Raw genomic sequence first — 14,585 nt, forward strand, 5'->3', positions numbered from 1 at the left:
AAATAACTCAGCCCCTTCGCTCCATTTCCATTACAGAAACTTCTTCACTACTACGAGCTGATCCGTCCCTGTTTTTCGCATCGGTACTCTCACCCTCAGAGATCAGCTCTTTGGATTTCTCCCTTATCATCGAAACGACAGGTTCCCGCAGTTCCACACAATAGCCTGAAATAGATTCATGCCACCTCTATGCCGGACGCCACCTACCCAGTAAACAAGCTCCCGATAGGTTTATCCCAAGTGAATTCTACGCACCTGGTTTTGACATCATCGCATTAAGTTTCGACACGTGTTCAGTGGTTCACTTTCGTTCATCTCTCTATTTCACACATGACACATAATTGTGCCTTTTCCATAACGCTCACTACCTTGGCTCTTTACCAAAGCAGCTTATGGTTGTTTGAAGCCTGCTCTTGTAAACTGGCTTCAAGGGGCCCACCCTCATCTGTTGCGTAGCTTTTGCACTCAGCTTGTTCTTTTCTGAACAGTCTTTGTGTCTCTACGGCACACTAGAGTCTCTTTAAAACGCTATTATTAGCCATCTTGTCTTTTGTAAGCATTTATCTTTTTCAGGTTATCCAAAATGCAATAGTAGGTTTTTCATATTTTTGTCCCTGTGTTGTATTTTTGTTTAGGGCGATCTGATTCATTAAGTCTTTTGGAAATGGAAAAATAACGTCTTATAGGTATTAAATGGATAAAAATGCAGAATTTCAATGGTTTAAGTGTATTATATTTCTATTTCCTTATTTTGAAATTTTGCTGGAAAACTCAGAACGGCTTTTTACTCCTTAAAACCTTACTTTGAAGAATAGGCCACAGTAGTAGATTAGGGATTTACCATAAAAATGTTACCTTTAGCTATTTTTAAAGGCTATTAAAGTTTAGTGATACCTTTAATTATCTTACAATAACTCGGTTTATGTCTACTAATATCATGAAATGCAGCTGGTCCACCTGTATGCATAAGTAGTTAGAGTAGGTTATAGGCGGCTTTAAAAAACCGGTTAGTTGCCACTTGAGTTTATTTTTTAAATGACTTTTATATTTCGGTTAAAAATTTAAATGGACGGTATATTAGCCTTTTTGAAAACCATTTCAGTTGAGCAGACGGCCACCGGGTTAAGGTTTATATTATAATAAACTTATTACAGTTCATGTTTTTTTGCTTAACTTGTTATTTAAAAATTAAAAAAGTAATAAATTAAACACTTAAGCGCGTTAATAATATTTAGGTAGGTATTATGAAAGGTACATATCCTATATGTTCTATTATTATATATTATTATTTATTATATATATAATATATAAGGTTTTACCTGAAACTGGGCTACACTCAAAAACCCTCTATAATCCTAGCTTTTAAAGCAATTAAGAAGTTTTTTTGAATTTCAAACTTAAATTACTCTTAACCCTTTAATATAGCCGTGTTTTTCCTTTTAGGAGATTTCATTTTCCAATCTAAAATGGCTAAAACTGCCAAAAATCTATGTAATCTCGAATCTAAAGTACTTAATTCACAAATAATTATTATGAATAGTTTTACTAATACAGCATTTTTATGGCTACTTCTTATGGACGGAAAATCTCTCCCCTGGGTATATTGTAAACACGTTAAGCTCTATTAAAGTTTAATAGCAAAATCGTAATGAAAAAAATTTTAGAGCAATTCATATTTTGGACTGCATTTCTAGTATATATCTGTTATGGAAGAGAAAAAAGGATGGCTTATTTGGTTATTCTCATAAGCAAAGTATAGTATATTTTGCAACATAATGCAGATGCAACTTATAGGCGGCCTTTTTGTTTAAAGTTAAAATGAAATTAAATTTTGTAATTTTTTTGAGGAGTGTAAGTTGAGAGCAGAGTTAAATTTTCAATACCACCATTTACCTCTACAGAAGAGAACTTTTTTAGTGTTGCCTATATATTTTTGTAGTTTTTCGGACGAATTTGAAATTGAACGTGTATATATACTACAGGGGAATATGAAAGATAAGAGAACGGAGTTGTGCAAAATTTTCTAAAAAGTGAACAGTTTTTGTAATTTTGTTGAACTTACTATAGTAAGACCTAGCAGACCTGGTCTTCTGAATTGTAAATATTTAGGGTAAATATGGACAGTGTCAACTTACGCTTGAAAAAAATTTCTCCACTCTTCCGGAAAAACCTATGAGAAATCCGGTATTACTATAGTAAAAGGTACAGAGACATCTCTCTACCCATTTATAACTGTATTTTAAATTACCAGCCTTTAAGAACATCATCATGAGCTATGTAGCAGAGACATTCTGTCAACAAACATAGCTTATTTTAACAGGAGAAAACAATATGCATGACAAGCAAACTTTATTTGAAAGAGCAGCAGAAGTAAAAGCAGAACTACTCTCAAGAATAGAATCATCTTTATCCTACTTATTACCAAATGGTACTTTCCACGGTGGTAAGTTCTATGTTGGTAATATTAGAGGAGATAAAGGGAAAAGTTTAGTAGTAGAAACAAGAGGAGAAAGAGCCGGATTATGGCACGATTTTGCTACTGGTGAAGGCGGAGATATACTTAATCTCTGGTGGGATGTTACTAGTCAGACTAAGTTTCTTGAGACCATAGAAGATATAGAAAAATGGCTTGGTCACTCAACAAACCATAAAGAAGAATTTTCAGAACATTTAATAGCATGTTGGGACTATCATGATGAAAATAATCAAGTAATAGCTAAAATTTACCGTTATGATAGCACTTCAGGGAAAAAACGATATAGCTGTTTTGATGTAAAAAACTCAAGTAGTACTGCTCCAGATCCAAGGCCTTTGTACAATGTTCCAGGTATAATTAAATCCGATAAAATTGTTTTCGTTGAAGGTGAAAAATGTGCTGAAAGTTTAATCAGTAAGGGCATAACAGCCACAACAATGATGTTTGGAGCAAATTCACCTGTAAATAAAACAGATTGGGCTCCACTAAAAAGTAAACACATAACCATATGGCCAGACAACGATAGTTCAGGTCAGAAATATGCTGAAAATGTTGCAAAGAAGCTTTTAGATATAGGCGTTGCATCGCTTTCTATTCTTAAAATTTCACAAGATAAACCAAAAGCTTGGGATGCTGCTGATTGTATTAAAGAAGGAGTAGACGTAAAAAGATTTTTAACCTCAACTGTTTCTCTCCCATATACAAAAAACGTTACTTCATTTCCTGTATTGCAGTACCTAAATGACAAATCACCAATGCCAGAAGACATAATTGCTCCTAGAGTTTTAACTCCTAGTGGTCTTTTAGTTTTTGCTGGCGCGCCTAAAGTGGGAAAAAGTGACTTTCTTATTTCTTGGCTTTTTCATATGGCATCTGGAACTCCATTTTTTGATATGGTGCCAAAGAGGCCCTTAAGAATCTTCTACCTTCAGACTGAAATCGGTTACCACTATATGCGTGAACGGTTGCAACAGATGAAACTTAGTGAAGAACTTATTAAACTTGCTGCAAACAATTTAGTTATTACACCACAGACTAAGCTGCTTTTAAATGAAAATGGCATTAAAGATATCGTAACTGAAGCAGAAAGAAACTTTGACCTAAACACCATTGATATCATAGCGGTAGATCCATTGCGTAACGTTTTTGATGCTGATGAATACGGTAACGAAAATGATAATAATGCCATGATTTTCTTTCTCCAGGAGAGAGTTGAAAAACTGCGTTCTCTAATCAATCCAGATGCTGGAGTTATTCTTGTGCACCATACAAAGAAAATGCAAAAGAAACTATTAGAAGAAGATCCATTTCAAAGTTTTAGTGGCGCTAGCAGCTTACGAGGATTCTATACCACTGGAATGATCATGTTTAGGCCTGATGAGAAGAACAGCTATCGTCAACTAATGTTTGAGTTACGTAATGGAAATTCTGTTATGCCAAAATTTGTTGATAAAATTAATGGTCATTGGTACGAAGTTGACGCTGAGTCACAAAGGTTAATAAATAAAGACTATGGTGAAAAACTAGATGCCGAACGTTCTCGCAGATATGACATCATCTTGGACTTAATATTTGCAGAAGGACGTAAGGGTCATGTTTATACAATTAATCAGTTTTGTCAGGCATTTGAAAATAAAGAAGGTCTTGGCAGTACACATTCTATACGTGATCGTCTCGATGTTCTTGCTACCAAAGGCTACGTTAAATTCAACAAAGAAGGCAAAAATGCTGCAAGAAACAAATACGGAGTACTTTGCGTTGAAGGTATGGAATTTGGGCAAAAAATACTTGATCCAGAGAAGAACAAAAAGGTTACAGTCTATCACAGGTTACTACCTACACACTACAAATCACCGCATTATGGCAGCGTAATTCCTGTAGAAAATCCAAATACTTGGGTTTATCACAATTAACACTTTAATCATTTCTTAATTAGAGGGAGAAAATATGCATTCTAAAAATTCCTATACTGGTATTAATCCAAAAGTTGTTAAACACATACGACACTATGCTAAACTTCTGAAGAGAGGAAAAGCTTTTGCTTATAAAGAAATTGAAGATATTGAGCAAGATCTTTTACTTGACTGTTTGCCTGGCCTTAATGAACTTGAAGGACATTTTATAAAACAGTACGTTAAATGCCGTGCTCTTAATTTAAAAGAGAAAGAACTATGTAAAAAACGTACCATTAATTTTGTTGATGAAGCTTTATACGAAGAGAGCGATGAAAGTCTTGAATATAGCTCCGCAGTACGCATTGACGTAAATGAAGCAATTGCAAAGTTACCTAGAGAGTTAAGAAAAATATGTAAACTATTGGCAGAAGATCACAGCATTTGTGAAATTTCCAGAAGGACTGGTATACCAAAATCAACTCTCTACGACACAATCAACAAGTTACGCAAAGAGTTTTCCCACCTTAAAACATACCTAAAACGAGATTTCTAACTATAAGGAGGGAAAATATGAAAATAATAAACAGCAAAGAAAGAGCGAAAATTGTCACAGGTGTGAAGATAGTAATCTTTGGACCTTATGGAATTGGCAAGACTAGCCTACTTAAAACCCTCGATGAATCAACAACACTTTGTCTCGATTTTGAAGCAGGACTTTTAGCTGTTCAAGATTGGCAAGGGGATTCTGTAAGTATTCGTACTTGGAATGAGGCAAGAGATATCGCATGTCTCATAGGTGGTCCTAATCCTGCGTTAAAATCTGACCAAGCATATAGTCAAAAGCACTATGAACATGTATCTGGCAAGTACAAAGATCTTCTTTCTGAAGTTTCTAAATATCGATGTATTTTCATTGATAGTATAACTGTTGCATCACGTTTATGTCTTTTATGGGCAAGAATGCAACCTGAGTGTTTTTCTGATAGATCGGGAAAAGAAGACAAAAGAGCTGCCTATGGATTACTTGCTCAAGAAATGATGGCTTGGCTCAATCAGTTTCAACATATCAGAGATAAAGACATCATCATAGTTGGCACATTAGGTCAATATCTTGATGACAGCAACCGTCCAACATGGCTGCCTCAATGTGAAGGAGCAAAAACTGCTAGTGAGATTCCAGGGATAGTTGATGAAGTAATTAGCATGGTTGGAATCAAGAAAGATGATGGCACAGAGGTTCGCTCATTTGTCTGTCAGACTATTAATACTTGGGGATACCCTGCTAAAGATCGCAGTGGCTGCCTTGATATGGTTGAAGAACCGCATCTTGGTAGATTATTTGCGAAAATTAAAGCCAAAACCTTGGCTTCTGTTGCCTAATTTTAAAAGGAGTAATATGGAACAAAGCTTTTTCAACATCGGTCAAAAAATCCCTTTTTATAGCGTAAAGGAATATTTAAGTGATCAATCGCCAATACCAGAAGATATAATTTCACCAAGGATTTTAACAAAAAGAGGTCTATTGGTGCTGGGTGGCCCACCTAAAATCGGCAAAAGTGACTTTTTGATCTCTTGGCTTGTTTACATGGCTGCTGGTAGATCATTTCTCGGTATGACACCAAATAGACCTTTGAAAATCTTCTACATGCAAACTGAAATTGAGTATGAATATATGAAAGAACGGTTGCAACAACTTCAACTGAATAAAGAGCTTTTGGACATAGCTGCCAATAACTTAATTATCACGCCAAGAGTGCAATTATCATTTAGCAGTGAAGAAATAGATGAAATTAAAAATGTTGTCAAAGAGCGTTTCAAACCTGATATTATTGCCATCGATCCTCTTCGCAACATCTTCAACTCAAGTGAATATGGTAATGAAAATGACAACAGCGCTATGCTATTCTTTTTGCAAAAAACGCTTGAAAGACTGAGAAATGTTATCAATCCAGATTCGGGCATAATACTCACTCACCACACAAAAAAACTGTCCAAAAAGATGCTGGAAGAAGATCCATTTCAAGGCCTAAGCGGTGCTGGATCTTTACGTGGATTTTATAGCACTGGCATGGTGATGTTTGCTCATGATGAAGAAAGCACTACCCGTCAAATAGTGTTTGAGCTGCGAAATGGTGAACGTGTGGCAAGCAAGCTTGTCGATAAGATAAATGGTCGTTGGAAGGTTGTAGACCAATGGAGTTGATTCTTTTTTTCACTTAATTTATAGGAGGACAATATGTTATCAGATTTTTTAACTGATTTTAATACTGCAAAATTACAAAGTAATTTAATACCAAAAGGGACAACGGTAAAAGTCAAAATGGCCATTAAACCTGGTGGTTATGAAAATTGGTTCACTAAAAGCTACACTACTGGCAGCATCTATTTAAACGCTGAATTTACTGTCACTGAAGGTCCATATGCAAAACGCAAGATTTTTCAAGTAATTGGTATAAAAAGTGGCAAAGCAGAAGGTGAAGAAGACATCTGGGGAGAATCTGGTCGTTCTATGCTTAGAAGCATTTTGGAGTCAGCACGAAATATTCATGCACATGACACTTCAGAGAAAGCAGTTACTGCTAGAAAAATCAACTCTATAGCTGATTTTAACGGGTTAGAGTTTACAGCAAAAGTTGGTATTGAAGCTGATCAGTATGGAGAAAAGAACAAGATTGCTACGGTTATTACTCCAGAACAATCTGAAGTTGATTGGTTGCCATTTTGAAGTACGACGAACTGGATTGCTGTAATTGAGAGAGCTATCAAAGATGCAGCAGGAAAAAACGTAAAACTGAAAGAAGAAGCGATAAAATGGTTAAATTCGGAGTCTTTTGAAACTGTTTGTGAGCTTTAATTTTCAATATGCCAAAAAGCATTGTTTTGATATTCTTGAAAGAAAAAAGTAGTTCTGGTTTCTTAAGATAAAAGAATATTTAAGCATAGAAATGCACTTCAAAAAAAATTTTCATTTTTTCCGGAAAAACCTGTGAGAAATCCGGTATATATATAGTAAGAGGGGCAAACATGTCAATACTCACACAGTCAGGAAGAGCAGCAATAGCGGCAAGTATAAAAGAACAGCCTATACATCTTGCTTGGGGCAGTGGTGATGCCAATTGGGAAAGTAGTCATCAAGTCGAAAAAGTTTTTGTTGAGGATGAAATAGCTCTAGATCACCATACTATTAAAGATGTAAGGGTTTTTACAGGACAAACAACTTATCAGCCAAATATAGTTGATAGCAGTAGTGGTGTAATAAAACGTACGGAAAATAGCTCTATCACGGCAAATAGTGCAGTTACTATAGAGTATACTGAAAGCACACCACCAGAGCTGATAACTTCTGAAAAACTGCTCAATGAGCTTGGTAGACGTACTGCAGATGAAGTTCTTTTTTGCACAGGTGATGAGAATGGAGAGCTTTTGACTCCAACAGGGAGGTTTAGGTCCTCAAATGTACCAACCAATAATTTATACCTTAAATTTACTTTCGATTTCACGGACGCAGCAAATCAAGTTATACGGGAATTAGGGGTTATGGTTGGTACTAAAATAAAAGAAGGATTACCTGAAGGACAGAGATATTTTGAACCACAAGATATAGAAGACCCAGGGATCTTATTAGTTTTAGAACATACAGTACCGCTCATTAGGACTTCAGCAACCAGGGAAACTTTTTCGTTTGTAGTGACATTTTAGAAAAAGAGAAAAAAGATGACCTTAAATAGCTATTATAACCGCTTTAATCCTGACAAAGAATACGAAAAAAGCTTGTTTCTAGCAGGAAGAGGTCTACAGTCTGCAGAATTAAACGAGACGCAAGAATATGCTCTCTCTAAGCTTAAAGGCATAGGCGATGCAATATTTCGTGATGGCGATGTTATAACAGGAAGCAATTGTATTATAGATAGAGAAACTGGTAAAGTTACACTTGAGTCAGGAAAAATCTATCTTCGTGGAGCGGTGAGAAAAGTAGAGGCAAAAGAGTTTGTTATTCCACTGAGTACTATAGTTCGCATAGGTGTTTATTATGTAGAATCTACCATTACAGAACTTGAGGATGAAAACCTTCGTGATCCTGCTGTTGGTACAAGAAACTATCAGGAAGTAGGAGCTGCAAGACTTAAAGTTTCCACCATTTGGGGTTATCAAGCAGAAGGTCTTTCTCCACGTTTTTCTGAAGGAGAGTTTTATCCAATCTATAACATTGAAAATGGAGTATTAATAGAACATTCACCACCTCCACAAGCAAACATAGTAACTACTGCTCTTGCTCGTTATGACAAAGAAGCAAATGGTTCCTACGTTGTAAATGGTCTTGAAGTAATGTTCCTGCAAAAGGAAGAGGGGGAAGGAGGAAAAAAAATATTTGTAATTAATGAGGGCAAAGCTCATGTTGATGGCTATGAGATTGAACTTCCTCACAGTATTCGTGTTTCTTTTGATGAAGATCCAGATATAAAATCAGTTGAATCAGAACCACATACTTTTCAGCCAAATAGCCAAAGAGTAATGGAACTGAAGGTGAATGATTTTCCAATAAGTGAAATCAAAAAAGTAGATATAACTGTTCAAAAAACTATTACCATTACTCACGGTTCATATTCAGGAGCCATTGATCCGATACCTGACTCTGCAGTACTTGAAATTATTCAAATTAAACAAGGCAATGTTATTTATGAAAATAGTATAGACTATAAGTTAAATGCAGGAAACGTTGATTGGTCATTACCAAGTAAAGAGCCAGCTCCTGGAAGTAGTTATCAAATAACTTACCGCTGTCGTACTCATGTAAGCCCTGAAGATATAAGTGAACAGGGATGCAAAGTAAAAGGAGCAGTTGATAACAGCTTGGTTTTGATTGATTACACCTGGAAAATGCCCCGCTATGATTTAATTACTATCGATAGCAAAGGAGTAGTAAGGAGAATAAAAGGTATAGCTCACCCTTGGCGACCATCAATGCCTAAAGCACCTAGCGGACAACTTTTGCTCTGCTACATTCATCAGACATGGAAAAACGGAGAAAAAGAAGGGGTGAAAATAGTGAATAATGCTATTCATGCTGTACCGATGAATGAGCTTGAAGCAATGAAAAAAGGAATAAATGATCTTTATGCGCTGGTTGCAGAGGAACGTCTACGCAATGATGCAAATTCAAGAGAACCTACTACCAAAAAAGGAGTATTTGTTGATTCATTCTTTGATGATGATATGCGCGATCAAGGAATTTCGCAGTCTGCAGCAATAGTAAATAGAGAGCTAGTTCTGCCAATAGATGTAGAAGTTGCAGATATTGAAAAAGGTAGAGAAAGATATCTTTTGCCGTATGAACTTGAGCCGGTATTGGAGCAGCTTTTACAGACCAGTGAGGCTAAAATTAATCCGTATCAAGCTTTTGATCCAGTCCCAGCAAAAGTTACCCTAAATAAAAACATCGACCACTGGACGGAGATTACCACTAATTGGAAAAGTCCAGTGACAAGAGGTTTTAATATTATGGAAACTACAGAGCTATTGTCAAGCAGAACACACGAAACTGAATTTATGAGAGAAGCAGTACAGGATTTTGAAATTGAAGGTTTTGAGCCAGGTGAAAAGCTCAAGGAGGTAAAGTTCGATGATATCTTCATTCAGCCCACTGCGTAAGAGGTAAAAATATGCTCACAGCTAACAACCAGGGAAAATTAAAGGGAAAGGTGAAAGTGCCAGCAAACATTCCAGCAGGTACTAAATTAGTACAGTTTTACGGTGATAAAGGCAGTTATGGAGAAGCAACTTATACTGGTAAAAAAACAATTACCATAGAAGAAAGAAGAAGAGTTATCGCAGCAAGAAGAATTGACCCTTTAGCCCAAACATTTACTTTAAATGAGAGCAGACACATAGGAGGCCTAAACTTATGGTTCACAAATAGCGGCAAAAAACGTGTTGTTGTGCAGATCAGAGAAACAGCAGTGGGAATGCCCTCGCAGACTGTCATTGCTGAAAGTTATATTGAGCCAAAAGATATAAAGATAGATGGCACAGCAACACGTATAGAGTGGTCACCAGTGTTTTGCCATGCAGGAGAGGAGTATTCAATAGTACTGCTTACTGATGATCCTGGTACTGCAGTAAAGATAGCAGAACTTGGCAAATATGATGCAGTAAATAGCCGTTGGGTAACAAGTCAGCCATATCAAGTAGGAGTATTACTTTCATCTAGCAACGCAAGTACTTGGACTCCACATCAGAACTTAGACTTAACGTTTCGGCTTTTGGCTGCAAAATTTAGCGAAGTTTCTCACATTATTGATCTTGGCAAGGTTACTGCAAATAACGTATCAGATTTAATTGTTTTGACGAACGTCGAAAAAGTAGCATTTGATACCAATGTAGAATTTATCTTAACAGATGAAGAGGGAAGAGAAAACTTTTTGTCTGATAATTTGCCGCTTGCACTGCGTGAAAGAATAAATGGGGAATTAACGGTAAAAGCAAGCCTAAAAGGAGGGCGAGAAAAAAGTCCTGTTCTCTATCCTGGGTTACAGCTAGTTCTGGGTAATCTTTCAGAGTTCGGAGATTATGTTACAAGAAGCATTACAGCAGGAGCTAACACTAAGATTACCATAACATATGATGCGCTGATACCTGGCACTGCAGATGTTAAAGCATATGTACAAAAAAACGTGGATTGGCAATTAGTAAATTTAACATCAGGAAAACCAATTGGAGAAAATTTGGTAGAGAGAACTCATGTGCTATCAAATTTTAATGGTAATGATACAAGGATAAAATTGGTTTTAAGTGGAACGGTTGTCTATCGTCCAAAAGTCAAAAATCTACGAATCATTATCACTTAGCAGAATGTCAGATGATAAAACAAGTAGAGGATACTCTTTGCCTCATCCAGAAAACATTGCTGTGCAAGATGTTGTTCGTATCCGTACCACAATTAAGAAAATAGATGCAGATATTACCGAAAGAGAAGATGAGCATAATCAACTTAAGAGTAATTTTGAGCGGTTTAATTTTGAGACTTTTTTAGATTTTTGGAAATGAAAGAAGCAATATACCAAAGGATAAAGGATTTAGCAGCAAACAGCACACCTGATCAACTGGCATATCTTGCAAAATCGCTGGAATTGATAGCAGATAAAAAAGCTATTGCTGACATTGTGCAGATGACTGAGATAAAAGAGATAATTGATGCACTACAAAAGAGGCTTAAGGATTTAGCAGCAAACAGTACACCAGATCAATTAGCATATCTTGCTAAAGCATTGGAATCAATAGTCGACAAAAGTGCAGTTTCTGAAATTGTACAGATGACTGATGGTAAGCTAAAAGAACTTCTTGATAGTGCAAAAAAACACTTAACTGATCTGGATAATAAAAAAGCTAGTTCTTTAGCAGTGATCTCTGAATCAGAGAAGCAGTTATTAAAGAGAATTGATGAAAAAGGAACAACAAATTTATCGCTACTTGATACGAGAAAGAATGCCAATATTGAAGCAATAAATAGCATTAGTAATAGTCATAAAGATGGTCTTAAAGGTTTAGTAGAAGATTTTCGTGCTGTTAATAATGTACCATCTGGCTCATCAATTATTGGGGAAATAGAAACTCGTGATAACCAATTAAAAACATCCCTGATAAATGAGGTAAAAACTCGGGATGAACAGTTAAAAGTGTCTCTTATAAATGAAATAAGAAAGCGCAACATGGTTGAACCAGGGTCATTACCTTTCTTATTTGGTGTACTTGGCAGAAAAAATAATTATTTTGGCCACGGAACTTTTACGACAGAGCTTGGAAAGTGGAGTAGTGATATAACAAAAACTGACTATATGTTACAACTACTAGCAGGTAGCCATACGTACAATACAGATTACGTTAGTTTTTATCGGCCAAGACAACTCAGTTTTATAGAGGGAAGTAAAGGAACATTTATTTACGGAGAGTTATGCACAAAAAGTTTTTCTGGTAGTTATGATGAGATATACTATTATCCGTATGCTGCACTTGGAGTAGTATTTGTAAAAAATACAACCAATGTGAACATAAATAAGACAATAGAATTTGTTGGATCATCGTATTCTAGTACGGAGTATGGGGGAGCAGGATTATTTGTGGGAACTCCTGATAACACTAATTCTAATAAATCAAGTATTTCAAAAATAGTATGGAAAAATGTTTACCAATACACGAGTTCTGATAGCAAGTTAGCCGGATCTGGTAATGTGGAGATTCCAGCAGGAAAAACAGTTGCAATATTACTTTACACATCATCTTATCTGTATTCCAGAACACAAGTCAGTCAAGGTATGCTTGCATCAAATTATGTACACAACTATGGTCAATTTATTCAGTGGGGAATATATAACATACGTAGCAATTTTCTAACCACAGGGCTTGAGGTAGATGTGGAGAGAACGCTAAAAGCTTGGCAATGTCCAGGATTATCTAACACGTATGAGATTTGGAGGTAACAAAGAATGCCAATTTATATTAGATTTGAAAATAACAAACAGATAGAGGTAACAGTACTTGAAAATAAGCCAACTGGAAATGATTGGTACGAAGCGCCAAAGAATTTTGATTGGCAAAAAAGTTATTGTTTAACAGAAGGAGGAGAAATTGCTCAGCGGAATCAAGAAGATATACAAAAGGAGTTACTGGATAATGCTAAGCTTTGTGCATTTGACAATATTCGTACTCATTTTAATAACTTTACTAGTAGATTCTCAGGGCACTCTCATCAAAAGGCTAAGTCGTATGAGATTCAAGCAAAAGCCGCGAAAAGCATTCTAGCAGACCAGGATGAAAAAGATGCAGCAATTATAGAACCTTTAGCAAAAGTCCGTGGTATTACAGTTATTGAAATGGCAAGAATAATTGAGGAAAAAGTGAAAAAAGCAGTAAAAGCAATAATTAAATGTGAAGAGTTGGAAGACATTACCAAGAAGAAAATTGAAGAAGCCAAAAGTGAAAATGAGCTACAGACTTTGCTAGATGATTTCAGGAAAAAAATACAAAGAAATGGCTGAAGAATTTTTACATGGAGTAAATGTTATTGAGGTAACCTCAGGAGCAAAGACAGTACGTACAGCTAAATCATCAGTGATAGGTGTAATTGGTACTGCACCTGAAGCAGATGAGCAAAAATTTCCGCTAAATAAACCAGTGTTAGTTGCAGGAAGCTTAAAGGAAGCAGCAAAGCTCGGAAAGAGTGGCAGTTTACCTTCTGCAGTAAATGGAATATTTTCCCAAATCGGTGCAACAGTAGTAGTTATTCGAGTTAAAGAAAGTGAAAACAGCGATCCAAAATTAAAAGAAGAAGAGACGCTAAAGAATATAATTGGAGGAGTTGACGAAGAAACTGGAGAATATCAGGGAATAGAGGCATTCCTCAGCAGTGAAAGTATAATTCATGTTGCCCCAAGAATATTAATTGCGCCTCAGTTTACTCATCAATTGCCTGAATCTAAAAACCCAGTAGTAGCAGCTTTGATAGGAGTAGCAGAAAAGCTAAGAAGCATAATAGTAGCAGATGGTCCAAATACCAATGATGAAGAAGCAATAAAATGGAGAAAAAGTGTAGGCAGCTCAAGAGTTTACGTAGTTGACCCATGGATTAAGTTATTTATTGAAGGAAAAGAAAAAATCTTGCCATCGAGTCCATTTGTAGCTGGTTTAATAGCAAAAGTAGATAGCGAGCAAGGATTTTGGCATTCACCTTCAAATAAAGAGATAAATGGTATTGTTGGAACAAGCAGGCCTATTGATTTTACGCTCGGTAATACAAATTGTAGAGCAAACCATTTAAATGAAAATGAAGTAACAACGATAATTCATCAAAATGGCTACAGGCTTTGGGGAAATAGAACATGTTCAAATGACTCAAAATGGGCTTTTTTATCAGTGAGAAGGACTGCAGATTTAATCAATGATAGTTTACTTCGAGCTCATTTATGGGCAGTTGATCGCAATATTACCAAAACTTATATAGATGATGTAATTGAGGGGGTGAATTCCTATCTGGCAAACTTAAAAGCACAAGGAGCAATTTTAAGTGGAAAGTGCTATGCAACTCCGGAACTTAATACTCCAGCAAATATTGCAAGTGGAAAAGTATTCTTTGACTTTGAATTTACACCACCATATCCAGCGGAGCAGATAACATTTCGCTCTCGTCTTGTAAATAATGAAATTTTATAAATGAAAAAAAG

The 14,585-nt window shown here is 36.0% G+C and carries 13 protein-coding genes; 12 read left to right on the forward strand and 1 reads right to left on the reverse strand.

Features of this window, described 5'->3' with window-relative positions; genetic code table 11:
- Positions 1–7: 7 nt before the first annotated feature.
- Positions 8–130, reverse strand: a complete 123-nt coding sequence (locus ABWU65_RS01715; RefSeq protein ID WP_262986403.1) for a hypothetical protein — start codon at positions 128–130, stop codon at positions 8–10.
- 2,201 nt (positions 131–2,331) lie between these two features.
- Between ABWU65_RS01715 and ABWU65_RS01720 the strand changes: the two genes are divergently transcribed.
- From ABWU65_RS01720 to ABWU65_RS01775, 12 genes are all read left to right on the forward strand, one after another.
- The gene (locus tag ABWU65_RS01720) at positions 2,332–4,389 is read left to right on the forward strand and encodes an AAA family ATPase (protein WP_264685436.1); all 2,058 of its coding nucleotides are present in this window, start codon (positions 2,332–2,334) and stop codon (positions 4,387–4,389) included.
- 34 nt (positions 4,390–4,423) lie between these two features.
- Complete coding sequence (locus ABWU65_RS01725; RefSeq protein ID WP_264685435.1) at positions 4,424–4,924, forward strand: sigma-70 family RNA polymerase sigma factor; 501 nt, start codon at positions 4,424–4,426, stop codon at positions 4,922–4,924.
- Positions 4,925–4,941: 17 nt separating this feature from the next.
- A complete protein-coding gene (locus tag ABWU65_RS01730; protein WP_264685434.1) occupies positions 4,942–5,751 on the forward strand; it encodes an ATP-binding protein in 810 nt (269 codons plus the stop codon).
- A 16-nt stretch (positions 5,752–5,767) separates the two neighbouring features.
- On the forward strand, positions 5,768–6,574 hold the full coding sequence (locus ABWU65_RS01735; protein WP_264685433.1) for a helicase RepA family protein: 807 nt from the start codon (positions 5,768–5,770) through the stop codon (positions 6,572–6,574).
- Positions 6,575–6,607: 33 nt separating this feature from the next.
- Entirely contained in the window at positions 6,608–7,096 is a 489-nt protein-coding gene (locus tag ABWU65_RS01740; protein WP_264685432.1) for a hypothetical protein, read from the forward strand.
- A gap of 299 nt (positions 7,097–7,395) precedes the next feature.
- Positions 7,396–8,070: a hypothetical protein gene (locus ABWU65_RS01745; protein WP_264685431.1), complete on the forward strand. Its 675-nt coding sequence runs from the start codon at positions 7,396–7,398 to the stop codon at positions 8,068–8,070.
- Between the two features lie 15 nt (positions 8,071–8,085).
- On the forward strand, positions 8,086–10,020 hold the full coding sequence (locus ABWU65_RS01750) for a DUF4815 domain-containing protein (RefSeq protein WP_264685430.1): 1,935 nt from the start codon (positions 8,086–8,088) through the stop codon (positions 10,018–10,020).
- An 11-nt stretch (positions 10,021–10,031) separates the two neighbouring features.
- Positions 10,032–11,216: a hypothetical protein gene (locus ABWU65_RS01755; protein WP_096097255.1), complete on the forward strand. Its 1,185-nt coding sequence runs from the start codon at positions 10,032–10,034 to the stop codon at positions 11,214–11,216.
- 4 nt (positions 11,217–11,220) lie between these two features.
- Positions 11,221–11,415 carry a hypothetical protein gene (locus ABWU65_RS01760; RefSeq protein ID WP_096097256.1) on the forward strand — a complete coding sequence of 65 codons (195 nt, stop codon included), beginning with the start codon at positions 11,221–11,223 and terminating at the stop codon, positions 11,413–11,415.
- Positions 11,412–12,845: a hypothetical protein gene (locus ABWU65_RS01765; RefSeq protein WP_264685429.1), complete on the forward strand. Its 1,434-nt coding sequence runs from the start codon at positions 11,412–11,414 to the stop codon at positions 12,843–12,845. Before ABWU65_RS01760 ends, ABWU65_RS01765 begins: the two co-directional genes overlap by 4 nt.
- 6 nt (positions 12,846–12,851) lie before the next feature.
- The gene (locus ABWU65_RS01770; RefSeq protein WP_019236444.1) at positions 12,852–13,403 is read left to right on the forward strand and encodes a hypothetical protein; all 552 of its coding nucleotides are present in this window, start codon (positions 12,852–12,854) and stop codon (positions 13,401–13,403) included.
- Positions 13,396–14,574 carry a phage tail sheath subtilisin-like domain-containing protein gene (locus ABWU65_RS01775; protein WP_026097205.1) on the forward strand — a complete coding sequence of 393 codons (1,179 nt, stop codon included), beginning with the start codon at positions 13,396–13,398 and terminating at the stop codon, positions 14,572–14,574. Before ABWU65_RS01770 ends, ABWU65_RS01775 begins: the two co-directional genes overlap by 8 nt.
- The last annotated feature ends 11 nt before the right edge of the window (positions 14,575–14,585 follow it).

The organism is Wolbachia endosymbiont (group B) of Silvanus unidentatus (assembly GCF_964028615.1).
Classification (GTDB): domain Bacteria; phylum Pseudomonadota; class Alphaproteobacteria; order Rickettsiales; family Anaplasmataceae; genus Wolbachia.

Excerpts from the sequence above, each read along its gene's own strand:
- ABWU65_RS01740 (WP_264685432.1), top strand. The coding sequence starts at position 6,608 with ATGTTATCAGATTTTTTAACTGATTTTAATACTGCAAAATTACAAAGT.
- ABWU65_RS01745 (WP_264685431.1), top strand. The coding sequence starts at position 7,396 with ATGTCAATACTCACACAGTCAGGAAGAGCAGCAATAGCGGCAAGTATA.
- ABWU65_RS01765 (WP_264685429.1), top strand. The coding sequence starts at position 11,412 with ATGAAAGAAGCAATATACCAAAGGATAAAGGATTTAGCAGCAAACAGC.
- ABWU65_RS01775 (WP_026097205.1), top strand. The coding sequence starts at position 13,396 with ATGGCTGAAGAATTTTTACATGGAGTAAATGTTATTGAGGTAACCTCA.
- ABWU65_RS01720 (WP_264685436.1), top strand. The coding sequence starts at position 2,332 with ATGCATGACAAGCAAACTTTATTTGAAAGAGCAGCAGAAGTAAAAGCA.
- ABWU65_RS01750 (WP_264685430.1), top strand. The coding sequence starts at position 8,086 with ATGACCTTAAATAGCTATTATAACCGCTTTAATCCTGACAAAGAATAC.
- ABWU65_RS01770 (WP_019236444.1), top strand. The coding sequence starts at position 12,852 with ATGCCAATTTATATTAGATTTGAAAATAACAAACAGATAGAGGTAACA.
- ABWU65_RS01755 (WP_096097255.1), top strand. The coding sequence starts at position 10,032 with ATGCTCACAGCTAACAACCAGGGAAAATTAAAGGGAAAGGTGAAAGTG.
- ABWU65_RS01725 (WP_264685435.1), top strand. The coding sequence starts at position 4,424 with ATGCATTCTAAAAATTCCTATACTGGTATTAATCCAAAAGTTGTTAAA.
- ABWU65_RS01760 (WP_096097256.1), top strand. The coding sequence starts at position 11,221 with ATGTCAGATGATAAAACAAGTAGAGGATACTCTTTGCCTCATCCAGAA.
- ABWU65_RS01735 (WP_264685433.1), top strand. The coding sequence starts at position 5,768 with ATGGAACAAAGCTTTTTCAACATCGGTCAAAAAATCCCTTTTTATAGC.
- ABWU65_RS01730 (WP_264685434.1), top strand. The coding sequence starts at position 4,942 with ATGAAAATAATAAACAGCAAAGAAAGAGCGAAAATTGTCACAGGTGTG.
- ABWU65_RS01715 (WP_262986403.1), bottom strand. The coding sequence starts at position 130 with ATGATAAGGGAGAAATCCAAAGAGCTGATCTCTGAGGGTGAGAGTACC.